Annotated in this window: 22 protein-coding genes; 9 read left to right on the forward strand and 13 right to left on the reverse strand. The window is 73.3% G+C overall.

Going from position 1 to position 22340, the window contains the following annotated elements; genetic code table 11:
* Positions 1-39: 39 nt before the first annotated feature.
* The 3 genes from ACZ3UD_RS24195 to ACZ3UD_RS24205 form a co-directional block, all read right to left on the reverse strand.
* Positions 40-822 (reverse strand): ABC transporter permease, encoded by a 783-nt coding sequence (locus ACZ3UD_RS24195; protein WP_465591346.1) that lies wholly within the window; start codon positions 820-822, stop codon positions 40-42.
* On the reverse strand, positions 822-2438 hold the full coding sequence (locus tag ACZ3UD_RS24200) for a dolichyl-phosphate-mannose--protein mannosyltransferase (RefSeq protein ID WP_465591349.1): 1617 nt from the start codon (positions 2436-2438) through the stop codon (positions 822-824). The genes ACZ3UD_RS24195 and ACZ3UD_RS24200 overlap by 1 nt, the downstream gene beginning before the upstream one ends.
* A gap of 470 nt (positions 2439-2908) precedes the next feature.
* Complete coding sequence (locus ACZ3UD_RS24205; protein WP_465591352.1) at positions 2909-4216, reverse strand: MFS transporter; 1308 nt, start codon at positions 4214-4216, stop codon at positions 2909-2911.
* 154 nt (positions 4217-4370) lie between these two features.
* Between ACZ3UD_RS24205 and ACZ3UD_RS24210 the strand changes: the two genes are divergently transcribed.
* Positions 4371-4952 carry a MarR family winged helix-turn-helix transcriptional regulator gene (locus tag ACZ3UD_RS24210; RefSeq protein ID WP_465591355.1) on the forward strand — a complete coding sequence of 194 codons (582 nt, stop codon included), beginning with the start codon at positions 4371-4373 and terminating at the stop codon, positions 4950-4952.
* Positions 4953-5078: 126 nt separating this feature from the next.
* Here the strand turns inward: ACZ3UD_RS24210 and ACZ3UD_RS24215 are convergent, their stop codons facing one another.
* From ACZ3UD_RS24215 to ACZ3UD_RS24235, 5 genes are all read right to left on the reverse strand, one after another.
* Complete coding sequence (locus ACZ3UD_RS24215) at positions 5079-6920, reverse strand: glycosyl hydrolase family 18 protein (RefSeq protein ID WP_465591358.1); 1842 nt, start codon at positions 6918-6920, stop codon at positions 5079-5081.
* Between the two features lie 292 nt (positions 6921-7212).
* Positions 7213-7824 (reverse strand): FxLYD domain-containing protein, encoded by a 612-nt coding sequence (locus tag ACZ3UD_RS24220; RefSeq protein WP_465591361.1) that lies wholly within the window; start codon positions 7822-7824, stop codon positions 7213-7215.
* A gap of 123 nt (positions 7825-7947) precedes the next feature.
* Positions 7948-8508 (reverse strand): DoxX family protein, encoded by a 561-nt coding sequence (locus tag ACZ3UD_RS24225; protein ID WP_465591364.1) that lies wholly within the window; start codon positions 8506-8508, stop codon positions 7948-7950.
* Positions 8509-8703: 195 nt separating this feature from the next.
* Positions 8704-9243, reverse strand: coding sequence for an NADPH-dependent FMN reductase (locus ACZ3UD_RS24230; RefSeq protein WP_465591367.1), 540 nt, complete (start codon positions 9241-9243; stop codon positions 8704-8706).
* A gap of 50 nt (positions 9244-9293) precedes the next feature.
* A complete protein-coding gene (locus tag ACZ3UD_RS24235; protein WP_465591370.1) occupies positions 9294-9728 on the reverse strand; it encodes an Lrp/AsnC family transcriptional regulator in 435 nt (144 codons plus the stop codon).
* A 220-nt stretch (positions 9729-9948) separates the two neighbouring features.
* Between ACZ3UD_RS24235 and ACZ3UD_RS24240 the strand changes: the two genes are divergently transcribed.
* From ACZ3UD_RS24240 to ACZ3UD_RS24250, 3 genes are all read left to right on the forward strand, one after another.
* Complete coding sequence (locus ACZ3UD_RS24240) at positions 9949-10779, forward strand: tryptophan 2,3-dioxygenase (RefSeq protein ID WP_465591373.1); 831 nt, start codon at positions 9949-9951, stop codon at positions 10777-10779.
* A gap of 100 nt (positions 10780-10879) precedes the next feature.
* Positions 10880-12106, forward strand: a complete 1227-nt coding sequence (kynU, locus tag ACZ3UD_RS24245) for a kynureninase (RefSeq protein WP_465591376.1) — start codon at positions 10880-10882, stop codon at positions 12104-12106.
* Positions 12107-12318: 212 nt separating this feature from the next.
* Positions 12319-12816 (forward strand): F0F1 ATP synthase subunit B family protein, encoded by a 498-nt coding sequence (locus tag ACZ3UD_RS24250; RefSeq protein WP_465591379.1) that lies wholly within the window; start codon positions 12319-12321, stop codon positions 12814-12816.
* A gap of 1 nt (position 12817) precedes the next feature.
* Here the strand turns inward: ACZ3UD_RS24250 and ACZ3UD_RS24255 are convergent, their stop codons facing one another.
* Positions 12818-13780, reverse strand: a complete 963-nt coding sequence (locus tag ACZ3UD_RS24255) for a hypothetical protein (RefSeq protein WP_465591382.1) — start codon at positions 13778-13780, stop codon at positions 12818-12820.
* Positions 13781-13856: 76 nt separating this feature from the next.
* Between ACZ3UD_RS24255 and ACZ3UD_RS24260 the strand changes: the two genes are divergently transcribed.
* The 4 genes from ACZ3UD_RS24260 (at position 13857) to ACZ3UD_RS24275 (ending at position 16880) form a co-directional block, all read left to right on the forward strand.
* Positions 13857-14486, forward strand: coding sequence for a TetR/AcrR family transcriptional regulator (locus ACZ3UD_RS24260; RefSeq protein ID WP_465591385.1), 630 nt, complete (start codon positions 13857-13859; stop codon positions 14484-14486).
* Positions 14487-14660: 174 nt separating this feature from the next.
* Positions 14661-15368, forward strand: a complete 708-nt coding sequence (locus ACZ3UD_RS24265; RefSeq protein ID WP_465591388.1) for a 4'-phosphopantetheinyl transferase family protein — start codon at positions 14661-14663, stop codon at positions 15366-15368.
* Positions 15369-15501: 133 nt separating this feature from the next.
* Positions 15502-15984, forward strand: a complete 483-nt coding sequence (locus ACZ3UD_RS24270) for a DUF2269 family protein (protein ID WP_465591391.1) — start codon at positions 15502-15504, stop codon at positions 15982-15984.
* A 71-nt stretch (positions 15985-16055) separates the two neighbouring features.
* On the forward strand, positions 16056-16880 hold the full coding sequence (locus ACZ3UD_RS24275) for a helix-turn-helix domain-containing protein (protein WP_465591393.1): 825 nt from the start codon (positions 16056-16058) through the stop codon (positions 16878-16880).
* Between the two features lie 245 nt (positions 16881-17125).
* Here ACZ3UD_RS24275 and ACZ3UD_RS24280 read toward each other — a convergent pair whose 3' ends face one another.
* Entirely contained in the window at positions 17126-18115 is a 990-nt protein-coding gene (locus ACZ3UD_RS24280) for an Lrp/AsnC family transcriptional regulator (protein ID WP_465591396.1), read from the reverse strand.
* A gap of 115 nt (positions 18116-18230) precedes the next feature.
* On the opposite strand from ACZ3UD_RS24280, the gene ACZ3UD_RS24285 reads away from it, so the two are divergent.
* Complete coding sequence (locus ACZ3UD_RS24285) at positions 18231-19037, forward strand: inositol monophosphatase family protein (RefSeq protein ID WP_465591399.1); 807 nt, start codon at positions 18231-18233, stop codon at positions 19035-19037.
* Here the strand turns inward: ACZ3UD_RS24285 and ACZ3UD_RS24290 are convergent.
* Genes ACZ3UD_RS24290 through ACZ3UD_RS24300 form a run of 3 tightly spaced genes read right to left on the reverse strand, consistent with a single transcriptional unit; the run spans position 19030 to position 22164 of the window.
* Complete coding sequence (locus ACZ3UD_RS24290) at positions 19030-19911, reverse strand: amidohydrolase family protein (RefSeq protein ID WP_465591402.1); 882 nt, start codon at positions 19909-19911, stop codon at positions 19030-19032. The genes ACZ3UD_RS24285 and ACZ3UD_RS24290 overlap by 8 nt on opposite strands.
* Positions 19908-21542, reverse strand: a complete 1635-nt coding sequence (locus ACZ3UD_RS24295) for an acyl-CoA dehydrogenase family protein (RefSeq protein ID WP_465591405.1) — start codon at positions 21540-21542, stop codon at positions 19908-19910. The genes ACZ3UD_RS24290 and ACZ3UD_RS24295 overlap by 4 nt, the downstream gene beginning before the upstream one ends.
* The gene (locus ACZ3UD_RS24300) at positions 21526-22164 is read right to left on the reverse strand and encodes a TetR/AcrR family transcriptional regulator (protein ID WP_465591409.1); all 639 of its coding nucleotides are present in this window, start codon (positions 22162-22164) and stop codon (positions 21526-21528) included. Before ACZ3UD_RS24300 ends, ACZ3UD_RS24295 begins: the two co-directional genes overlap by 17 nt.
* Positions 22165-22340: the final 176 nt, after the last annotated feature.

The following is a 22340-nucleotide window of genomic DNA, read 5'->3' on the forward strand; positions in this document are numbered from 1 at the left end:
GGTCCGGTGGAGGGCTACTCCCCTTCAACGCGCTCAAGCCTACCCGACGCCGTCGGCCGCCCCCGCCGTCACCAGCCCCCGCCCGACCAGCTCCAGCACCACCACGATCGCCGCCGACTCCACCGCCAGCAGCCCGATCAGCACGAACAACTGCACTGCCCCCGCCTGGACGGGCGAGGCGCCGCCGAGCAGCATGCCGACGAAGGCGCCCGGCAGGGTGACCAGCCCGACCGTACGGGTCTGGTCCAGCGCCGGAACCAGCGAGGTGGCGGCCGCCGTACGGCAGATCTCCAGCCGGGCGTCCCGCTCCTCGAAACCGAGCGCCAGCGCCGCCTCCACCTCGCCGCGCCGCTGCCGCAGCTCGTCCAGGGCCCGCCGTCCGGCCAGCGAGGTGGCGGTCAGCCCGCCGCCGATCAGGATGCCCGCGACCGGGATCACCGACAGGCCCTCGGGCGGCAGCAGTCCGACGGCCAGCAGCAGGACGAGCACCGGCAGCACCCCGACGCCGATCGGGGCTGCCGCCCAGACCCAGCCGGGGCCCTGGGTCATCCGCCGCCCGGCCGTGCGCACCGCGACCACGAACATCAGCAGCACGAACAGCGCCGACCGCCAGAGCGAGCCGACCACCCAGCTGATCACCGTGGCGACGGCGGCCAGCTGGACGGCCGCCCGCAGCCCGGCCCGCACCACCGCCCGCCCGTGGCCGAGCAGGCCCCACCCGGCCACCGCCACCGCGGCCAGCAGCAGCGCCGCGGCGACCACCCCGAGCAGCGGGGTGACCGGCAGCAGCTGCCCGCCGGACGCCGCCAGCGAAACCGGCATCAGATCCAGCTGGTGAACCACATCCGGTCCTGCCAGGACGACATCGGGATCACCTCCGCCGTGTACAGCGGGTAGAAGAAGGCGAAGCAGCCGACGATCGCGAGCACGATCAGCCCGGCGCCGATCGCCCCGTACCGGCGGCGCTCGGGACTGCTGCCGACCGGGCCGAGGATCGCCCCGAGCATCTGGGCGACGGCCAGGCACAGGAACGGCACCAGCACGACCATGTAGAAGGAGAAGATCGTCCGTTCCTGGTACTGGAACCAGGGCAGGTAGATCCCGGCCACCGCGCACAGCACGGCGCCCGAGCGCCAGTCCCGGCGGAAGAACCAGCGCCACAGCAGGTAGACCAGCGCGAAGCAGGCCGCCCACCACAGGAACGGGGTGCCCAGGCCCAGGATCTGCGCCGCGCAGCCGCCGGAGGAGGTGCAGCCGCGCGTCCCGCTCGGGACCTGCTCCCAGTACATCGAGACCGGGCGGCCGTCGACCAGCCAGGCGAAGGGGTTGGACTGGTAGGTGTGCGGGGTGCTCAGGCCGGTGTTGAAGTCGTACATCTGCGAGTGGTAGTGCCACAGGCTGCGCAGCGGCGCGGGCACCCAGCTCATCGAGACCTGCGGCAGCGGGATGCCGAGGACGTGGTCCGGGGAGAGCCCGGCGCGGCCGTCGGCCCAGTGCCGGTCGTAGCCGCCGTCGCCGCCCGCGCCGCTGGCCAGCCAGCCGCTCCAGGCGCCGACGTACACCACCAGGGCGGAGCCGACCATGGCGAGGAAGGCCGGTACGGCGTCCCGGCGCAGCATGGCCCGCCACGGGTGGCGGGCTCCGGCGCCGCGGCGGCCGGACTGGTCCCAGAGCACGGCCAGGATGCCGAAGGCGGCGAGGATCGGGGCGCCGTTCCACTTGACCGCGCAGGCCGCGCCGATGAACACCCCGGCGGCGATCCGCCAGGGGCGCAGCCCGAGGCTCACCCGGTCGGCATCGGTCACGGCGGCGAGCTTCGCCCGGGCGTGGTCGCGGTCGATCAGCAGGGCGCCGAAGGAGGCGAGCACGAAGAACATCTGGATGCCGTCGAGCAGGCCGACCCGGCTCATCACCAGCTGGAGGCCGTCGACGGACATCAGCAGGGCGGCGGTGCAGCCGACCAGGGTGGAGCCGAAGAGCCAGCGGCCGATCCGGGCCAGCATCAGCACGGTGACGGTGCCGAGCAGGGCGGTCATGAACCGCCAGCCGAAGGGGTGCAGGCCGAACAGCTGCTCGCCGATCGCCATCACCCATTTGCCGAGTGGCGGGTGGGCGATGAACTCGGGCACGGAGCTGAGTGGGATGGACTGCGGGACGGCCAGGATGTCGGTGTTGGCGTGGTCGGGCCAAGTGCCCTCGTAGCCCTGCTGGAGCAGCGACCAGGCGTCCTTGGGGTAGTACGTCTCGTCGAAGACGAAGGCGTTGGGGTAGCCGAGGTTCCAGAACCGCAGCAGGCCGGCGAAGAGCGCGACGGCGATCGGGCCGAGCCAGCCGGAGCGTTCGGCCGCCCAACGGAGCAGCCCGCCCCGGGCCGGTGCGGGGTCCGGGTCGGCGGTGACCCGGTCCGCCGGGGGGTGCGTGAGCGCCGCTTGCGTCATCGGTACCTCAACCGGGGGTAGGAAAGCCGAACTTCCCGGCGAGATGGGCAGCCATCCGACGATTCTCTCGTTCAGGCGACCATCTGCCCGATCCGCTCGGGATAGTCCGAATTGGCGATAGGTTATCCATGCCCGGTCAGCGAGAACCAAGTCGACTGGGCCTACCGCCGGGCTGGGGGGATGTCAGGTCTGTGGAGCTGATGTAAGACCGATGGGCGGTACACCGTTCCTTCGCTGGTCATCCAGGTCGGCAACCGGCTGCGAAGCAGAAAGCCCGACCCGCGAGGGTTGGAATCCTCCGCACCAGGCGGAGGAGGATGTCAAAGCCTCGCCGATTCGCCCCGTCTTGGGCATTGGCGAGAGGCGGGCGGTCAACAGCCACTGACCCTATGGGGCGGTGGTCAGGAAGCCAAGCGCAACGGGCGCCGACCAGGTGACCTGGTCGGCGCCCGCTACCTGTTCGATATCCGTCACGCGGCGGTCTGCAGCTCCCGGACCGGAACCGCCGTGCGGACCACGGCCGGGGCCGCGTTGTCCTGCTCCGCCGTGAGGTACGGGCGCAGCCGCAGCGCCAGCATGACGATCAGCAGCGTCGAGCCCGCCATGGCCGCCAGGTAGAGCGGCCAGGTGCCGGAGCCGACCAGCAGCACGCCGACCGCCGGGCCGACCGCGATGGCGATCTGCTTCACCAGGGCGTACCCGGCGTTGTAGGTGCCGAGCAGCCGGGCCGGGGCGAGGTCCGCGACGATCGGGCCCATGGTGGGCGCGAGCAGCGACTCGCCGACGCCGAACAGGGCGTAGATCGAGACGATCGCGACCGTGGCGGCCATGGTCTCGGTCCGGATCAGACCGGCCACCAGGGCCATCGCCCAGGCGCCGAGCCAGACCAGGCCGGCCGCGGCCATCGCGGTGGTGCGGCGGCGGCGCGCGGTGATCCGCACCATGAACATCTGCAGGACCACGATGGTCAGCGCGTTGGCGCCGATCGCGAAGCCCAGGGTGGACGGCGCGGTGCCGACGGTGTCGGTGGCGAAGGCCGCGACACCGGACTCGAACTGGCCGTAGCAGGTGAAGAAGATCAGCCCGGCGAGGGCGCAGAGCCGCACCATCGCCTTGTCGGCGAACAGGGCGCGCAGCCCGGTCGGACCGTCGGCCCGCTCCTGGACGACGCTCAGCTGGACCTTGGGCATCCGGGCGGTGCCGGTGACCAGGGCCAGGCCGAGGAAGGTCGCCGCCTCGATGGTGAACAGCCGGGTGAGGCTGGCCGGGTCGGCGACGTCGACGATCTGCCCGCCGACCAGCGCGCCGATGCCCATGCCCAGGTTGACCAGGGTGAACTGCAGCGCGAAGGCGTGCGAGCGGGTCGCCGCCGTCGAACAGCGGACGATCATCGTGGCCAGCGCCGGCTGGCAGGTGGTGACACCCGCGCCGAACAGGAACGACGACACCAGCAGGGCCGGGGTGTCGGTGGCGCGACCGAAGGCGAACGCGCCGGTGGCGGCGAGCGCGGCACCCGCCAGCAGCACCGGACGGGGACCGTACCTGTCGATGCCGCGCCCGGTGAACGGGAGGACGGCCAGCGCCGCCAGCGCGAAGACGGTGAAGACCATCCCGGCCGCCAGCGAGCCCAGCCCGCGCACCTGGTCCACGTACACGAACATGTACGGCATCGTGAACCCGCTGCCGAACGCACTGAGCGCGTTGCCGATCTGGACGCGGCGCAGCGGGCCGCCCGCCCCACGTCGCTGCCGCCTCTGCTGCTTCACCGTGCCGGTCACCGTGCACATCCCTTCCAGGTCGTCCGGACTCCCGAGTTGAACTCTTGAGGCCGGAAGATTTCAGAGCTAAAGTTTGACGAGGTAAAGTCTTAGCACCGGAAGACTGCGGAGTCAAAGGCTTAAGAGATGCACGTCCGCGTGCGACACTGTCGGCATGACTACGGAGAAGCCGGCGCCGGCTGCCGACAAGCCCCTGCCGGCCACCCCCCTGGAGCTCGGCATCGCCGAGCAGGTGGCCCTCTACCAGCGGGAATTCCCCACCGTGGACCCTCAGGTGGAGACGATCGTGCAGACCCTGTCCCGGGTCGCCCGGCGGATGGGCGTCGCGTACGACCGGCAGCTGACTGTGCTGGGAATCACCTCCGCGGAGTGGGAGGTGCTCAAGGCGCTGGTGGTGGCCGGCAGCCCGTACCGACTGGGGCCCGGCGAGCTGGCCAAGCGACTGGGACTCACCCCGGCCGCGATGACCCACCGGATCGACCGGATGGTCGCCGAGGACCTGGTCACCCGGGAGCGGGACGAGTCCAACCGGGTGCGGGTGATCATCGAGCTGACCGAGAACGGCCGCGACAAGTGGCTGGAGTCGATGCGGATGGCGGCGGTGTTCGAGGAGGAGCTGCTGCAGGACATCGCGGGCGAGGAGCGCGCCGCGCTCTCCGGCCTGCTGGCCCGGATGCTGCGGCGGATCGAGCAGAGCCAGCCGGATGCGCTGGGGCGCACCGCCGACCTGGCGTAGCAACGCGGTCCGGCCCGCCGGGGGCGCTCCCCCGGCGGGCCGGACCATTGGTGCTCCGTAGCGGTGCCGCGAGGTCCGTCAGGGCCCCGGGCGGTCAGCCGATCAGGCGGTCAGCAGATCAGCTGATCAGCAGGGGCCGTTGTCGGCCCAGACGCCCCACTGGCCGCTCAGGGTCGGATCCTCGCCCTTGGTCCACCACTTGTTGGTGTAGTAGTGGCCCTTCCACGAGACCTTGGTGCCGCCGGCCGCGTAGGTGGCGTTGGGGTCCCAGCTCGGGGCGGCCGGGCAGGTGGCCGGCGTGGTCGGCGTGCCGGTCGGGGTCCCCGTGGGCGTGCCGGTCGGGGTGCCCGTGGGCGTGCCGGTCGGGGTGCCCGTGGGCGTACCGGTGGGCGTGCCGGTCGGGGTCTGGGTCGGCGACGGCGTGCCGGTCGGCGGGGCCGGGCAGCCGGCGGCGGAGCCGTTGGTGGCGTTCACCATCGTGTCGAACAGGGTGGTGTTGGTACCCAGGTCGTAGAGCGAGAAGGCGAAGGAGCCGCCCAGGCCGTTGCAGTGCGCGTAGTCCAGCTTGGCCTGGATGGACCGGGCGTCCTCACCGCTCCAGAAGGTGGTGCCGTCGTAGAAGTAGGTGGCCTTGGCGGCGTCGTCCCAGAAGGTCCTGGAGGGGTTGTCGACGAAGCCGCCCAGCTCCTTGTACATCTGGATGCCGGGCACGTTGCCGGACATCGCGGCGCCGGCCGCCGGGCCGGTGGCGGGCTGGAAGAGGCCGTTCTTGCCGTTGTTCTGGACTCCGGTCCAGCCGCGGTAGTAGAACGGCACACCCATGTTGATCTTGTTGGCCGGGAAGCCGCCGGGGATGCCGTACTGCGCGTCGCCGACCGTCCACGCCTTGACGGCGTTGTCGATCGAGTACTTGCCGTTGCCCGGCTTGGCCGGGGTCGAGGGGTCGTTCGGGCCGGAGTACAGCGGGGCCTGGTGGTTGGTCGGACCCTGCGGGTCCCAACCTCCGTGCATGTCGTAGGTCATGACGTCGAGGAAGGTCAGGTACTGACCGATCTTGTCGGTCTCGACGTTCATGATCTTGTCCTGGCCGGCGCCGACCGCCGCCGACAGGGCGTAGGTCTTGTTGTCGGCCTTGCCCTGCGCGTCCAGCTGGCTACGGAACTCCTGCAGCAGCAGGGTGAAGTTCTGCTTGTCGGCCGGGCTGGAGATGTTGCCGGTGTGGCCGCCGCCGCCCGGGTACTCCCAGTCGATGTCGATGCCGTCGAAGATGCCGGCTCCCGAGCCCGGGCCGCCGTAGCCGGCGTCGGTCGGGAGGTTGCCCTTGATGAACATGCCGATGCAGGACGACACCAGGTGCTTGCGCGAGGCGTCGGTCGCGGCCGCCTGCGAGAAGTACTTGGAGTAGGTCCAGCCACCGATCGAGAGCAGGACCTTGAGGTTGGGGTTCTTCGCCTTCAGCTTCTTCAGCTGGTTGAAGTTGCCCGCGATCGGCTGGTTCCAGACGTCGCCGGCGCCGTCGACCGAGATGTCCGCGCCGAAGCTCTTCTGGTAGTCGGCGAACGCGTCGCCCGCACCGTCACCCGCGTTGGGGTTGTTGTCGTTGGTGTCGGCGGCCTTGGTGGCCTCGAAACACCCCAGGTCGGTCGGGTTGATGTTGGCGAAGTCGTAGATCAGGTAGTCCAGCTTCCCGGCCACGCCGGTGTCCTGGATCGTCTTCGGGTAGTACGCGTTCGCGTAGACCGACCACTGGTCGAAGTAGGCGACCTTGATGCCGCCGCTGGTGGCGGGTGCGCCGGTGGAGTTGGTGGTCGCGGCGTTGGCCGCGGCGCCGCCGGACAGCGCGAGGCCCGCGCCGAGCAGCAGGGAGGCGGCGGTGCCGGCCGCGACGGCGGCCAGGCTCGTCGGGCGGCGCCGACGGGTGCCGTCCGGAGCCGGGGCCCCGGCTCTTTCAATGGGTGATCGCAGCATGGGTGCGTGACTCCTGGTTGTGGGGGATGCCGTCGTCCCGATGGGGTCGCACGTCCGGGGTGGGGCCGGACGGCCGGGACATGACAGGTCTGGCTGGGGAATCGAGCGGGATCAGGCCGTGACGGACACCGGGATGTGCCGAACCGGCGCCCCCGGCACGAGGCCGGTGACGCCGGTTCAGGGGCTCCCTGCACCTGGGCAATAAAAATGGACTAGACCAACTCCCCCGTCAAGGGGTGCCGTTGGCCCTTGAGCCGCGCTTAAGGTTCAGCCCTCGCACCGAGCAGGGACTTCAGTAGCGGACGGCGTTCTCCACCTCGGCCTTGACCGTGCCCGAGAGGTCCAGGTTGCTGCGCGCGGTGGCCTGGGCGCTCTGGCCGGCCGCCACGTCCTGGACGGTCACCGCGGTCGCGTCCAGCAGCTTGCCGCTCCCGTCGGTGAAGTTCAGCTGGATCACGTACCGGTAGGACTGCTGGCCGTGGTTGGTGACGGTCAGCTTCGCCTGTGCCTTGCCGTCCGACCCGATGGTCACCGCCCCGACGGCCACGTCCGCCTTGGCGTCCAGCCCGCCCTTGATCCCGGCGACCGCCGAGGAGGCGGCCGCGATCGCCGCCGAGGCCTCGGCCTCCGCCGAGGCGATCGCCCCGCCCACCCCACCCGCCGCCGAGGCCAACTCCGAGGCGGCGGAGGCGGCGGCACTCGCCGCCTTCTGCACCGCGCTCGCCGCCTCGGAGGCGTTGCTGTTCGCGCTCTTGCCGGAGGAGCAGCCCGCCAGCACCGCCGCTCCGAGCACGACTGCGGCCAACGTCCCCGCCACCACCCGACGGCGGTGATCGCTCAGCCGCTCCGGAGGCTGCGCGATGACGCGCGGTGGGGTGGCTCGGGTGAGCGGCTGGCGGTCCATTCGGTCCTCGTTTCTGCCCGGCGCCGGGCTGCCCGGCACACCTCCCCGCCCACCCTCCGAGGGCTCGGGAGCCACCGCCAGCAGGGGTGCTTCCTCCGGGTGACGAGGCCGTCGGGCCGACGGTTACGACAGCCCGGAGCCCTCCTGCTCGTCCGCCTCCACCGCCGCCCGCTCCTCGCGCAGCCGCACCTCGTGGCGCCGCCGGGCGACCACCCCGTACGCGCCGGCCGCGCTCGCCAGGAAGGCCAGCACGCCCGCCCACGGCCGGTCGAAGACGTGCCCGGTCAGGTGGTCCAGCGAGTACCGCCCGGGCCCGGCCAGGCCGATCGCCAGCCCGGTCGCGCCGAGGAAGGCCGGGTACTCGTAGCCGCCGGACATCGCGAAGAAGCCCGCCGGGGCGTGCACCGCCACCGCGGTGGCCATCGTCCCGGCCACCACCGCGCCGGCGGCCGGGGTGGCCAGCCCGGCCACCACCAGCGCGCCGCCGCCCGCCTCGCCGAGGCCCGCCGCGATGGCGCTCTCCCGGGCCGGGTGGAAACCCATCTGCTCCATGGCCTTGGTGGTGCCCTCCAGGCCGCCACCACCGAACCAGCCGAACAGCTTCTGGGTGCCGTGCGCGATCAGCACCCCGCCGACCGCGCCGCGCAGGGCCAGCAGGCCCAGGTCCTTACGGTTCAGGCACATGTCGCATCCTCGTTTCCGCCAAGGAGTGGTCCTACCTCCATGGCACCCGAGAGCGCGCACCCGTTCGAGCCGGGACCGCCATCCGGGCGAATCTCCGGCGGCGAGGAATGAACCACCCCGCGCGGAGATTCGGACCCCGGCCGTACGGGCCCCCGCCCTATGGACCCCGGCCGTACGGGCCCCCGCCGGCGGCCGTCAGCCCGCCGCCAGCCGGGTCAGCACCGCACCGATCCGTTCGCGCGCCGGCGGGTCGGCGACCAGCCCGTCCGGGCCGATCGCCGAGCGCTCCAGCGGGATCCGCACGCAGGCCTCGTCCACCACGGCCGCGCCGGTGTAGCCGAGCACGGTGCGGAGGGTGGCCTCGGCGCCCTGGCCACGGCCCGGGGCGGCGCAATTGATCCAGCCCGTGGGCTTGTCCGAGATCTCGACCCCGCCGACCGTCCAGTCCAGCAGGTTCTTGAACGAGCCCGGCAGCGTCCCGGCGTACTCCGGGGTGCAGACCAGCAGCGCGTCGGCGGCCCCGATCGCGGCCCGCAGCGCGGCCACCGGCTCCGGCAGCGGGTCGGTGTCGTGGTCCGGGTTGAAGTGCGGCAGCCCGGTCAACCCCGCGTAGTACGTGGTGCGGACGCCGGGCAGGGCGTCCGCCAGGGAGGCGGCGGTGCGCAGCACGCTCTCGTTGGAGGAGCCGGCCCGCAGACTCCCGGGCAGCAGCAGGATGTGGCGCTCGTTCGACATGCCGGGGAACCTACTCCTTGACGCTCACGTCAAGGCCAGCCGTCGCGGGCCTACCGCAGCTCCACCGGCCGCCAGGGCACCGGGCTGGAGAGGATCATCGAGCTGGACGGCTGACCGTAGCCGCCGAGCCGGTCGCACAGCGCCTCGAACTCGGCCATCGTGGACACCGCGACCAACAGCACGCAGCAGGCCCCGCCGGTGACCCGGTGCAGCTGGAGCACCTCCGGCCAGGTCGCCACCTCGGGGTCGCGCAGCACGCAGCGCGGGCCGTAGCACTGGATCTGGACCAGCGCGGTGATCGGCAGCCCGGCCCGGGTGAGGTCGACGTGGGCGTGGTAGCCGCTGATCACCCCGTCGGCCTCCAGGCGGCGGACCCGTTCGGCCACCGCGGGTGCGGACAGGCTCACCCGGCGGGAGAGTTCGTTGTACGAGAGCCTGGCGTCGGCCTGCAGCTCGGCCAGCAGGCGGCGGTCGACGGCGTCCATGGCGACTCCCGGAAGTGGTTGTGATCAGCGGTTTTTCATTCATAAAGCGGATCGCCCGAATGCCTCGCGAACGACAGCCCGAAGCTCGGTTGCGGTGCTCATCGGCCATTCAAGCGGGGGGCCATGGCGCCGCACAATGGGCTCCCCGGCGGAACCAGGACGTCCGTCCGCTCCCGCCGGCCCCGGGCGACGATGCCCGGACGGATCAGGAGGGATCGGGATGGGGCACGACACGGTGGAGACACCCAACCTGTCGTTCGGTCGGGGCGGCGAGCCTGGTCGGGGCACCCCGTACGCGCAGTACGTGCGCCTGGAGGAACTGCACAGCCTGCAGCACCCACGCAGCAAGGAGCCGGCCGAGCTGTCGTTCATCGTCACCACCCAGGTGATGGAACTGCTCTTCGACCTGCTGCGGCACGAGTGGACGCAGGCCCGGCAGGCGCTGCGCGAGGACGACCTGACCGCCGCGCTGGCCGCGCTGCGCCGCGGCACCCACGTGCAGGACGTGCTGGTGGAGTCCTGGGACCTGCTGGCCACCATGACCCCGCAGGAGTTCAACTCCTTCCGCGCGCTGTTCGGTGAGGCCTCCGGCTTCCAGTCCTCGGCCTTCCTGCACCTGGAGTTCCTGCTCGGCAACAAGAACGCCGCGCTGCTGAACATGTACGCGCAGATGCCCGGGACGCGGGCCGAGCTGGCCGAGGCGCTGCGCTCCCCCGGCCTGTACGACGAGGCGCTGGCCCTGCTGGCCCGGCGCGGTCTCGCGGTGCGCCCGGAGACCTCCGAGCAGCGCTACCAGCCCTCCGAGGAGGTCGAGGCGGCCTGGCGCCGGGTCTACACCGACCCCGAGTTCGCCGTCCTGCAGCCGCTCGGCGAGGCGCTGCTGGACGTGGCCGAGCGGGTCACCCGCTGGCGCCAGCGCCACCTGAGCGCGGTCAAGCGGACCATGGGCGCCAAGCCCGGCTCGGGCGGCTCCAGCGGACTGACCTGGCTGCGCAAGTCGGCCGAGCAGGACGTCTTCCCGGAGCTGTGGACGATCCGGGACGAGCTGTGACGGGACGATTTGTGACGGGACGAGCTGTGACAGGACGAGCTGTGACAGGCGGCGGAGCGGTGACGGGACTGGTTGCGAGCGAGGGGACCGAGGAATGGGCATGATCACGCGCGAGGAGTGCGCGGCGCTGGACGCCGTCGACCCGCTGGCGGCGTTCCGCAAGGAGTTCGCCCTGCCGGACGGGGTGATCTACCTGGACGGCAACTCGCTGGGCGCGCTGCCGGTGCGCACCCCGGAGCGGGTGCGGCAGGTGGTCGAGGAGGAGTGGGGCCGGGAGCTGATCCGCAGCTGGAACGACGCCGGCTGGTTCGAGCAGCCGTACCGGCTGGGGCGGCGGATCGCGCCGCTGATCGGCGTCGATCCGGCGGAGGTGGTCGTCTGCGACACCACCTCGGTGAACCTGTTCAAGGTGCTCTCGGCGGCGCTCACGCTGCGCCCCGGGCGGCGCACGGTGCTCGGCGACGCCGAGGCCTTCCCGACCGACCTGTACATCGCCGAGGGCGTGAGCGGCCTGGTCGAGGGCGGGCGCAGCCTGCTGATCCGCCCGGAGGAGCTGGACGGGCACCTGGACGGGGACGTGGCCGCGGTGGTCCTCTCGCACGTGGACTACCGCACCGGCGAGCTGCTGGACATGCCCGGGATCACCGCCCGGGTGCAGGCCGCGGGCGCCCTGATGATCTGGGACGTGTGCCACTCGGTGGGCGCGCTGCCGGTCGAACTCGCGGCCGCGAACGCGGACTTCGCGATCGGCTGCACCTACAAGTACCTGAACGGCGGCCCCGGCTCGCCGGCCTTCCTGTACGTCGCCGGGCGGCACCTGGCGGCCGGTCCGGTGCAGCCGCTGAGCGGCTGGTTCGGGCACGCCCGCCCGTTCGCCTTCGAGCCCGGGTACGACCCCAAGCCGGGCATCGGCCGGTTCCTGACCAGCTCGCCCTCGCTGCTCGGCCAGGCCGCGCTGGGCGCCTCGCTGGACGTCTGGGAGCGGGCCGACCTGGCGGCCGTGCGGGCGAAGAGCCTGGCGCTGACCGACCTGTTCATCTCGCTGGTCGAGGGCCTGGACGGGGTGGAGGTGGCGACCCCGCGCGAGCACGCCCGGCGCGGCAGCCAGGTCGCGCTGCGGCACGCCGACGGGTACCCGGTGGTGCAGGCGCTGATCGCACGCGGGGTGATCGGGGACTTCCGGGCGCCGGACCTGATGCGCTTCGGCTTCACGCCGCTCTACCTCTCGTACACCGAGGTCTGGGACGCGGCCCGGCAGCTGGCCGAGGTGCTGGCGAGCGGCGAGTGGCGGGAGGAGCGCTTCTCCCGCCGGGGCGAGGTGACGTAACCGGATCTCCGCCCGGGTCGGTCACGGCAGCGGGGTCCGCACCCGGACCCCGCGACCCCGCACCCGGCCCGCCCACCGTCCGCTACGTCATGGGGCGGTGACACCGCGGGGCGCGTGAAGTGACGCAGGTCATGGTCGAGTGAACGTTCGACCGTCATCACACCAGGGAAACCTCCTCCTTGACTGTCCGTCAGGTCAAGGGGAGGTATCGCGTGAACATCGAACTCGGCCCGCTCCGGCCCGATCCCTCCATGCTGGCCCTCGGCCTGGCCCAGCTCTTCCTGCTGATGGTCGCGCTCGGCGTCATCCTGCTCCCGCGGATCGAGCGGGTGCGGGCGCAGCGGTGGGACGCGACCGAAGGCCGCGTCGAACGCGCGGAGGCCGTCCGAGCCGAGGCCGAGGCCACCCGGGACGCCGCACTGGAGGAGATCGGCGCGGCCCGGCACGAGGCGGCCCGGATCCGGCAGGAGTACACCGAGCAGGGCACGGCGGCGATCGCGGCCGCCCGCGCCGAGGGCATCCGCGACCGTGAGCAGCTGCTCGCCACCGGGCACGCCCGGATCGCCGCCGACCGGACCGCGGCGGCCACCCGGCTCCGACAGGACGTCGGCGGGCTGGCCGTCGCCCTGGCCGGCCGGGTGGTCGGCGAACCGGTGCACACGATCGCCGCCGAGCGGCGCACGGTGGACCGGTTCTTCGAGACCCACTGAGCTACGGCGCGTCCGAGCCGAGCGTCAACTCCGCGACGAGCTCGCGGTAGACGTCGAAGGCCGGCTTGCGGGTGTAGTCGTCGCGCAACAGGCCGAAGTGGTGGAACAGCCCCGGGCCCGCGCTGTCGGCGTCGCGCAGGGCGAAGAACGTGTAACCGATGACGGTGAGTTCGGCGGCCAGCCCGGCGACCGTCCGGACCACCTCCTCGACCACCTCGGCCTGCCGCTCCTCGCTCCGCCCGCGGCCGGTGGGCCAGCCGTTCTCGCAGATCCGCAGCGGGACGGTCGGCCCGATCCCGGCCCGGGGCAGCGCGTCGTCACGGAAGCCGGTGAGCACCGCCCTTACGGAGCCGGTGAGTTGGTCGGCCGGGATGGGCCAGAAGACGTCCGGGAAGAAGTCCACGCCGACGTAGTCCAGGGCGCGGTGGAAGCGTTCGTCGGCGAGCTCGCCGAGCTCGTTCCAGAAGGTGTCTGCGGCGGCGCCGAAGGACGGCGCCGCGTTGAAGCCGACCGCCAGCCGGTCGTAGCCGCAGGTCAGCGCCTCCTCCTTGGCCGCGATGACACCCTCGACCAGCGCCCGGCGGACGTTCGGGATGCTGCCGTCCACGGGCGGGAGGTCGAGGTTGGGCTCCTCGCAGATCTGCACGCAGGCCAGGCGGCCGCCCTCGGTCCGGACCGTGCGCCGGACGAAGTCCAGCCAGCCCGCCAACTCCCCGCTGCGCTCCCGGAACTGGAGCACGAGGTCGAGCTTCCGGCCTTCGACTGCGTACTGCTCGGGCCGCTCCGGGGTGTGCGCGCCGTCCGGGAACAGCCGGTAGGCGCGGACGATCAACTCGGGCGCTTCGCCCTGGAGTTCGCGCAGGGCGGCGGCGATCCGCGCGGGGTCGTCGGGGCGGACGGGTTCGATCAGGCCGGTGTCGTCACCGAGCAGCCCGCCGGGATAGATGCCGAAGGTGAAGGTCATGCCGACACCGTAGCCGATATTTTTGGTGTCACTGCAAGTTTGCTGCGACACCATGGTTTGCCCGTAGGATTCCGCCATGGGACTTCGCGAACGCAAGAAGCAGCAGACCCGGGAGCTCCTGGCCGACACCGCCATGGGCCTGTTCGCCGAGCGCGGCTTCGAGCGGGTCACGGTGGTCGAGGTGGCCCGGGCCGCCGGGGTCTCGCCCAACACGGTGTTCAACTACTTCCCGACCAAGGAGGACCTGTTCTTCGACCGGCAGGACGAGGTGGTCGCCCACCTGGCCGAGGTCGTCCGGGGACGGCCCGCCGGCAGCTCCGCCGTGGACGCCGTACGGGCCGACCTGCTGACGGCCGTCGCCGACGGTGAGCCGACAATCGGCCTGAACCCGCAGATGGCGGCGTTCTGGCGGATCATCGACGACAGCCCGGCACTGCGGGCCCGACTGCTGGAGCTCGGCGAGCGCGCCGAGGCGGCGCTGGCGGGCGTCCTCGCCGAGGAGTCGGGGGCCGGGGCGGAGGACCCGCTCCCCCGGGTGGTGGCCGGTGCCGTGGCCGGCGCCCACCGTGCGGTGCTCGCCGAGATCCGGCGGGCGATGGTCGCCGGCGAGCCGACCGGGGCGGTGCGCGGCCGGGTCGAGGCGGCGGTGGAACGGGCCTTCGGCCTGCTCGGCTCGGGGCTCGCGGACTACCCGCCGAGGCGCTGACCGGCGGTCAGGCCCGTACCGTCGGCGACGTCCGTCCGGGAGTCCGAGGGCGGACCCCGGACACTGCTGAGGCCTCCCGGCGCGCGCACTCTCCGGCCCGCACACACTCCGGCCTTCGAGCCCCCGCCCGGCCCGAGCGACCGCCGGGCCGCCGCCCCGGCTAGGTTGGACGGCATGACCACCGAGGCCCAGGACCAGAGCGCGCCGCTCGTCGCCGTCGCGTCCGCCGACGCCGTACTGCGCCACCCCGAGGCGGGCGAGCACCTGCTCACCGACACCGAGCGGGCGCGCGCCGCGCGCTTCCGGCACGAGTCCGGGCGGACCGACTTCACCGCCGGGCACGTCCTGGTCCGGCTCTGCGCCGCCCGGCTGCTCGGCGTGCCGGCCGCCGAGATGGTGCTCGCCCAGGAGTGCCCGGACTGCGGCCTCGCCGACCACGGCAAGCCGTACCTGCCGGACCACCCCGGGGTGCACGTGAGCCTGTCCCACACCAGGGGCGTGGTGGCGGCCGGAGCCGGCTACCAGCCGATCGGCGTGGACGTCGAGCTGGCCGCCCGGAGCGGCTCGTTGCGCGCGGTCGCCCGCCGGGTGCTCGCCCCGGCCGAGCTGGCCCTGGTCGAGGCGGCGCCGGAGCCGAACCGGGCCTTCCTGCGGCAGTGGGTGCGCAAGGAGTCGCTGATCAAGATCGGGCGGGCCACCCTGGACACCCTCGGACAGGTCGACCTCTCCGCCCTGCCACTGGACGTCCCGCCCGGTGCCCCGATGCGCAGCCGGCACGAGGACCTGCACCTGCTCGACTGGACCGACCCCGAGCACGGCGCCGCCGTCGCGGCGGTCAGCACCGCCCCGCCGCGCATCGTGGAACTGGCCACGGCCGGGTAGGGCCAGGGCCTGTCTCTCGGGGTACCCGAGCGCGGGGCCGGTGAATAAGCGGTGTTAGCGTGCCTGGTCGTGGGCACGCCGACGGCGCGCGCCCGCAGCCCCAGCTGCCCACCGGATCAAAGGGTGCCCCGCCATGGCCAAGTTCCTGCTGAGCCTGCACGTCCTCGCGTCGGTCCTGTTCATAGGCCCGGTCGCGGTGGCCGTCAGCATGTTCCCGCGCCGGGCGAGGGCCGCCCTGGCCGGGGGGCCGGACCAGGCCTCGGACGCGGGCGTGCTGCGCGTCCTGCACCGGATCACCCAGGTCTACGCGCTGCTCGGCGTCGCGGTGCCGGTGCTGGGCATCGGGCTGGCGCAGGTGATGGACGTGCTCGGGCAGTCCTGGCTGATCGCCTCGATGGTGCTCACCGCGATCGCCGCGCTCTCGCTGCTGCTCTTCGTGCTGCCCGGCCAGCAGGCCGCCGTGGACGCGCTCGGCCTCGACCCGGAGGACGAGCAGCGCACCAAGGCGGCCGGCGGCCTGCGGATGCTGCCGATGACGGCCGGGGTGTTCAACCTGCTGTGGGCCGTGGTCGTGGTGCTGATGATCGTCCGACCGGGGTCGACCACCGGAGCCTGAGCGGCCCCGCGGAGCCCGATCCGCCCTGCCCCCTCCCGCCGACCGGGTCGGTTCGAGTACCGTCCTTGGCCATGACGATCATGGCGGGCATGGGCAGCCCGACGGGGACCGGCGTCGGCCCGCTGCTGCGCGGCTGGCGCGAGCGACGACAGCTCAGCCAACTGCAACTGGCACTGCGGGCGGACTCCTCCGCCCGGCACCTCAGCTTCGTCGAGAACGGCCGCTCCCGCCCGAGCCGCGAACTGCTGCTGCGGCTGGCCGCGCAGCTGGACGTCCCGGTGCGCGAGCGCAACACCCTGCTGCTGGCGGCCGGTTACGCCCCGCACTACCCCGAGACGCCGCTCGACGACCCGTCGATGGCCGCGCTGCGCGGCGGCATCGAACGGCTGCTCGCCGCCCACGACCCGTACCCGGCGCTGGTGGTCGACGGGGCCTTCCGGGTGCTGGCCGCCAACCGCTCGCTCGCCCTGCTGCTGGACGGCGTCGCCCCGCGGCTGCTCCAACCACCGTTCAACGCGATCCGGGTCACCCTGCACCCGGACGGGCTGGCACCGCGCATCGTCAACCACCGGCAGTGGCGGCGGCACCTGCTGGAACGGATGGAACAGCGGCTGGAACTGGTCCGCACCGAGCCGCTGCGGCAGCTGTACGAGGAGATCAGCGGCTACCCCGAGCCGACCGGCGAGCCGGCCGGGGAGGCGCCGGAGGACGGCTTCCCGTTCGCGCTCCCGCTGCGGATCCGGCACGACGGGCGGGTGCTTTCCTTCCTGTCCACCATCGCGACCTTCAACACCCCGCTGGACGTCACCGTCTCCGAGCTGGCCATGGAGACCTTCCTGCCGGCCGACGCGGAGACGGTCCGTTTCCTGCGGTCCGCGGTGGGTCCGGAGCGCTAGCGCCTATAGCGCCTATAGCGCCTATAGGGCCTGGGCGGCCTGGGTCCGGCTGCCGTTCCGGCGCAGGGCGGTGAGCCGCAGGACGGTGAGCCGCAGGACGGCGAACAGGGCCACCGCGGCGGACATGGCGGATCGGCCCCCTGACGGGTCGGGGATCCCGGTGGCCGCTGACGCCGACCGGGTGCCTCCACCCTGCCGGACCGGTCGGCGGGCGTCGACTACCGCGCGGGTGAGGGCCGTCGAGGTCATGCTCGGCCCGGCCGGCGCAGCAGCACGCCCGCCCGCTTCACCGCGCGGGCGGTGATCGTGGTCTCCGCGCGGGCGACCCCGAGCGGGCCGAGGGTGTCGGTGAGGAAGCGGTAGAGGCCGCCGTGGTCCGGGCAGAAGAGCGTCGCCAGCAGGTTGGTCGGGCCACTGGTGGCGAAGACGCCGTGCACCTGCGGGTGGCGGGCCAGCTCGGTGCCGACCTCGGCGAGCCGGCCGGGTGGCACGTCCAGCCAGAGGTTGGCGTCCACGGCCATGCCGAGCAGCCGCGGGTCCACGGTGGCGTGGGTGCGCAGCAGCCCGGCCTCGGCCAGCCGGTGCAGCCGGCGCCGGACGGTCGACTCGGGCGCGCCGACCGCCCCGGCCAGCACGGCGTGGGACTGCCGGGCGTCCTCGCCCAGCCGGTCCAGCAGCGCGCGGTCGAGCCCGTCCAAGGGCGGGGGCGCGGCGGGGCCCGGGGGGACGGGCCGGGCGAGTGCGGCGGCCTCCCGCTCGGTCAGGTAGCCGGCCTGCCACTGTCCGGCGTCGGCGAAGGCGTGCAGCACGGCGTGGGTGGTGGTCTCGGTGACGGCGCCGGTCGCGGGCAGTTGCCCGTACAGCAGGCGGTCGCGGGAGCCGGCGTCGCTCAGCATGACGGCGCCGACCTCGTGGCCGCCGAGCATCACGTCGACGAAGGGCACGTCGGGGCGGGCGGCCAGCGCCTCGGCGATCGCGTCCACCCGACCGCGCAGCACCCGGACCCGCAGCAGCAGCGCGCCCACGGCGGCGTCCTCCACGTCGGGCATCCGGACCACCCGCAGCACCCCGGCCTGCCGCATCCGGCCGAGGCGCCGGGTGACCGTCCGGGCGGAGACGCCCAGTACCTCGGCGATCCGGCCGGGCTCGGCCCGTCCGTCCAGCTGGAGCGCGCAGACCAGGCGGCGGTCGAGGATGTCCAGCACGGTGTCCGGATCAGTCGTGGTGAGGTCCATGCTGTCCGATCTCCGTCGTTTCGAGCTGCTTGAGCGTCCTGTCCGGCAGCCCAGACGGTACTCCTTGTCCTGGGCGGCCGGAGCGAACCGGCCCGGGAACGGAGGAGACGCCGCGATGGACGAGCTGTGGACGCTGGCGGAGGGTGTGGAGGCCGCGGTGCGGGAGGTCGGCGGGAGGCTGGCGGCCGGTCGGCCGGTCGAGCCGACGCCGGCGCGGACCGCGGCGGAGGCGGCGGCGCGCTTCGCGGAGCTGGACGGCCCGGCCGCCGCCGAACTGCGCGAGCGGCTGAGCGCGCTGTACCCGCGGGCCGGGTGGGTGCCGGAGGAGCTGGACGGCTCGGTGCCCGGCGAAGGCGAGTGGTGGGTGTGCGACGCGACCGACGGCGCGGTGCAGTACCTGCTGGGGCAGCCGCACTGGGCGGTGACGGCGACGCTGGTGCGGGACGGCGCGGCGGTGCTGGCCGTGGTGCACGCCCCGGAGCTGTTCGGCGCCGGCCGGACCTACCGGGCGGTGCTGGGCGGCGGGGCGCAGCTGGACGGGCGGCCGATCGCGCCGCTGGAGCGCGAGTTGGCGGTCACCGTCGCCGCCACCAGCCAGCCGCCCCGGGTGGCCGACGACCCGGTGGCACTGCGCCGGGCGGGCGCGTCGCTGTCCGCGATGGCGGGAGCGGTGCTGGCGGTGCGCAACCTCGGCCCGACCGCGCTGCAGGTGGCCCAGGTCGGCTCCGGGCACCTGGCGCTGTTCTGGGAGTACGGCGCGGACGCGGGCAACCTGCTGCCCGGCGCGCTGATCGCGAGCGAGGCGGGCGCGGCGGTGACGGACGCCGCCGGGGCGGCCTGGACGGCCGGCTCCGACAGCTTCCTCGCCGCCGCGCCCGGGCTGCACGCGGACGCGCTGGGCGTGCTGCGGGCGGTCAGCTGAGCCCGAACAGGGCGGCCGCGTTGTCGTGGCAGACCGCCCGCAGCCACTCCTCCCCCAGGCCCAGCCCGGCCAGCGCCTCCAGCTGGTGGACGTACCGGTACGGGATGTTGGGGAAGTCGCTGCCGAGCAGGACGCGCTCCTGGAGCCCGCGCAGCCGCGGCAGTTCGTCGCGCGGGAACGGAGCGTCGACCTCGGCGAAGTCGGTGAACGCCATGGTGGTGTCCAGCCGGACGGCCGGGTGGCGCTCGGCCAGGTCGAGGAAGTCGCGGTACTCGGACATGCCGAGGTGGGCGACCACCAGGACCAGTCCGGGGTGCCGCTCCAGCACCTCGCCGATCGGGCCGGGCCCGGTGAACTTACCCGGCACCGGCCCGGATCCGCAGTGGGTGACCACCGGGGTGCCGGTATCGGCGAGCAGCCCCCAGACCTCGTCCAGCCACGCGTCCGTCGGGTCGTAGCCGCCGACCTGGAGGTGCGCCTTGAACACCCGGGCGCCGTCCTCGACGGCCCGTGCCACGTACCCGGCCGCCCCGGGTTCGGGGAAGAAGGTCGCGGTGTGCAGGCACTCCGGGGTGCGGGCGGCGAAGTCGGCGGCCCAGGCGTTCAGCCAGGCGGCCATGCCGGGCTTGTGCGGGTAGAGCATCGAGGTGAACGCCCGGACGCCGAACTCCCGCAGCCGCCGCACGCGTTGCTCCTCGGCCTCGCGGTAGGTGATCGGCCAGGGGCGGTTCACCAGCGGGCCGGCCGCGTCGAAGTACGCCCACACCTTGTCGAGGACGTTCTTCGGCATGAAGTGGGTGTGCACGTCGATCAGGCCGGGCAGCCCCAGGGACTGCCAGAACTCCCGTACTTCCTCGGCTTCTCGGGCGCTCACGCGGGCACCGGGCGGGCGCGGTCGATGATCGCGCCGGTGTCCGCGCCGGGCGGCAGGGTGCCGAAGGCGGCGCCGTGGTCGCCGCCCAGGCGGGTGGCACAGAAGGCGTCGGCCACCGCCGGGTCGCCGTACCGGACCAGCAGCGAGCCCTGGAAGGCCAGCGCCATCGACTCGACCAGCCGCCGGGTTCGGTACTCCAGGTCGGTCAAGTCGCTGAGCTGCTTGCGAAGTTCGGCTACCGCCGCGTCCAGTCGGCGGTCCGCGCCGGCGGCGGCGTCGAGTTCGCCGAGGAAGGCGTCGACCGTCTCCGGGCGCCTGGCCATGGCGCGCAGCGCGTCCAGGGCGGCGACGTTGCCGGAGCCCTCCCAGATCGACACCAGCGGCGCCTCGCGGTAGAGCCGGGGCATCCCGGACTCCTCCACGTAGCCGTTGCCGCCCAGGCACTCCAGTGCCTCGGCGGAGTGCGCCGGACCGCGCTTGCACACCCAGTACTTGGCCACCGCCAGGCCCAACCGCCGTACCAGCGCCTCGGTTTCGTCCCCGGCCAGGGCGAGGTCGGTGGACTGGGCGAGCCGCATCGCGACCACGGTGGCGGCCTCGGACTCCACCACCAGGTCGGCCAGCACGTTGCGCATCAGCGGCTGGTCGACCAGCGCCTTGCCGAACGCCCGGCGGTGCAGGGCGTGGTGAACCGCCCGGGTGGTGCCGTAGCGCATGCCGGAGGCGGCGCCGATCGTGCAGTCCAGGCGGGTCATGTTGACCATCTCGATGATGGTCGGCACGCCCCGGCCCTCTTCGCCGACCAGCCAGCCGACCGCGCCGTCGTACTCCAACTCGGCGGAGGCGTTGGACTTGTTGCCGAGCTTGTCCTTGAGGCGCATCAGGTGCAGCCGGTTGCGGCTGCCGTCCGGGAGGACGCGCGGCAGCATGAAGCAGCTGAGCCCGCCCGGCGCCTGGGCGAGGGTCAGGAAGAGGTCGGACATCGGTGCCGAGGTGAACCACTTGTGGCCGGTGAGCCGGTAGGTGCCGTCGGCGTGCGGGGCGGCGGTGGTGGTGTTGGTGCGGACGTCCGAGCCGCCCTGCTTCTCGGTCATCGACATGCCGGCGATCAGCCCGCGTTTGGCGCGCGGCTCGCGCAGCCCGTAGTCGTACTCGGTGGCGGCCAGCAGCGGCTCCAACTCGGCGGCCAGGGAGGGGTTGTGGCGCAGGGCCGGAACGGCGGCGTAGGTCATCGAGATCGGGCAGGTGTGGCCGGCCTCGACCTGGCCCCAGACGTAGAACTTGGCGGCGCGCGCGGAGTGGGCGCCGGGCCGCTCGTCCCGCCAGGGCGCGGCGTGCAGTCCGTACGAGACGGCGGTGCGCATCAGCTCGTGCCAGTACGGGTGGAACTCGACCTCGTCGATCCGGTGGCCGAATCGGTCGTGGGTGCGCAGCACGGGCGGGTTCTCGTTGGCCAGCCGGCCCCAGTCGGCGGCCTGCTCGGAGCCGGCCAGGCGGCCGAGTTCGCGCAGCTCGGGCTCGGCCCAGCCGGCGCCGGCCCGGTCCAGGGCGGCGAGCAGGGTCGGGTCGGCGGCGGTGTCGTGTCCGTACGGCAGGGGCACCTGGTTGGTGACCTCATGCGTCGCTGTCATCGCGTCCTCCCAGGGCACGCAGGGTGAAGGAGACCAGGGCGGGGACCACCGTGGTGTTGTCGCTGTGTTCGGGCCCGACGCTCTCGACCGGCGCGGCGGCGAGCGGGCCGGCCAGTGCCTCACCGACCGCGCCGACCAGGGCGGCGGCGGTCAGCACAGGATCCTGCTCGGGGAGTTCGCAGTTCGCCACGGCGGCGGCGATCTCGGTGGCGATCACGTCCCGGAACGCCCGCCGGAAGACCAGCCGCTCGCCGTCCACCACCGCGTCGGCCGGCTCGACCAGCAGCGCGTACGCCAGCCGGGGCGCGCGCAGCGCACGGGCGGCGAAGGTCTCGACCACGGCGGCGATCCGCCGCTGCGGGGTGTCCCGGCGGGCGACGGCCGCGTTGACCGCCTCGATCTCCCGGGTGACCACCCGGCGGAACAGCTGCACCGACAGCTCGGCCTTGTTGGCGAAGTGCTGGTAGAGGCTGCCGGTGGCGACCCCGGCGCGCGCCGCCACGGCGGCCATGGTGCAGCCGCCGTAGCCGCGCTCGGCGAGCAGGCCGACCGCCGCCTGCAGTACCGCCTCGCGCTGGGCGTCCAGGCGGGCTTGCACGGCGGGGGTGCGTCGGTAGGCCATGGAAGCATTGAAGCACTGATTCACTGCTTCGGGGAGGGGGTGCGGCGGGGGAGGCGGGGACGGCGGGGGCGGCGGGGGCGGGCCGCGCGGCCGGCAGGGGCGGCTGGCACACGGCGGGAGGCCGCCCCGGGGTGGGACGGCCTCCTGGCCTTGCGGGTCTTGCCGGTCTTGCCGGT

It is taken from the genome of Kitasatospora sp. NPDC023118 (assembly GCF_055560875.1).

Bases quoted from the DNA above. Each gene is read 5' to 3' on its own strand.
- ACZ3UD_RS24195 (WP_465591346.1), bottom strand. From the start codon at position 822: ATGCCGGTTTCGCTGGCGGCGTCCGGCGGGCAGCTGCTGCCGGTCACC.
- ACZ3UD_RS24225 (WP_465591364.1), bottom strand. From the start codon at position 8,508: ATGTGCCTGAACCGTAAGGACCTGGGCCTGCTGGCCCTGCGCGGCGCG.
- ACZ3UD_RS24255 (WP_465591382.1), bottom strand. From the start codon at position 13,780: ATGACCTTCACCTTCGGCATCTATCCCGGCGGGCTGCTCGGTGACGAC.
- ACZ3UD_RS24210 (WP_465591355.1), top strand. From the start codon at position 4,371: ATGACTACGGAGAAGCCGGCGCCGGCTGCCGACAAGCCCCTGCCGGCC.
- ACZ3UD_RS24285 (WP_465591399.1), top strand. From the start codon at position 18,231: ATGGACGAGCTGTGGACGCTGGCGGAGGGTGTGGAGGCCGCGGTGCGG.
- kynU (WP_465591376.1), top strand. From the start codon at position 10,880: ATGATCACGCGCGAGGAGTGCGCGGCGCTGGACGCCGTCGACCCGCTG.
- ACZ3UD_RS24280 (WP_465591396.1), bottom strand. From the start codon at position 18,115: ATGGACCTCACCACGACTGATCCGGACACCGTGCTGGACATCCTCGAC.
- ACZ3UD_RS24240 (WP_465591373.1), top strand. From the start codon at position 9,949: ATGGGGCACGACACGGTGGAGACACCCAACCTGTCGTTCGGTCGGGGC.
- ACZ3UD_RS24235 (WP_465591370.1), bottom strand. From the start codon at position 9,728: ATGGACGCCGTCGACCGCCGCCTGCTGGCCGAGCTGCAGGCCGACGCC.
- ACZ3UD_RS24200 (WP_465591349.1), bottom strand. From the start codon at position 2,438: ATGACGCAAGCGGCGCTCACGCACCCCCCGGCGGACCGGGTCACCGCC.
- ACZ3UD_RS24220 (WP_465591361.1), bottom strand. From the start codon at position 7,824: ATGGACCGCCAGCCGCTCACCCGAGCCACCCCACCGCGCGTCATCGCG.
- ACZ3UD_RS24230 (WP_465591367.1), bottom strand. From the start codon at position 9,243: ATGTCGAACGAGCGCCACATCCTGCTGCTGCCCGGGAGTCTGCGGGCC.
- ACZ3UD_RS24215 (WP_465591358.1), bottom strand. From the start codon at position 6,920: ATGCTGCGATCACCCATTGAAAGAGCCGGGGCCCCGGCTCCGGACGGC.
- ACZ3UD_RS24295 (WP_465591405.1), bottom strand. From the start codon at position 21,542: ATGACAGCGACGCATGAGGTCACCAACCAGGTGCCCCTGCCGTACGGA.
- ACZ3UD_RS24265 (WP_465591388.1), top strand. From the start codon at position 14,661: ATGACCACCGAGGCCCAGGACCAGAGCGCGCCGCTCGTCGCCGTCGCG.
- ACZ3UD_RS24300 (WP_465591409.1), bottom strand. From the start codon at position 22,164: ATGGCCTACCGACGCACCCCCGCCGTGCAAGCCCGCCTGGACGCCCAG.
- ACZ3UD_RS24260 (WP_465591385.1), top strand. From the start codon at position 13,857: ATGGGACTTCGCGAACGCAAGAAGCAGCAGACCCGGGAGCTCCTGGCC.
- ACZ3UD_RS24270 (WP_465591391.1), top strand. From the start codon at position 15,502: ATGGCCAAGTTCCTGCTGAGCCTGCACGTCCTCGCGTCGGTCCTGTTC.
- ACZ3UD_RS24275 (WP_465591393.1), top strand. From the start codon at position 16,056: ATGACGATCATGGCGGGCATGGGCAGCCCGACGGGGACCGGCGTCGGC.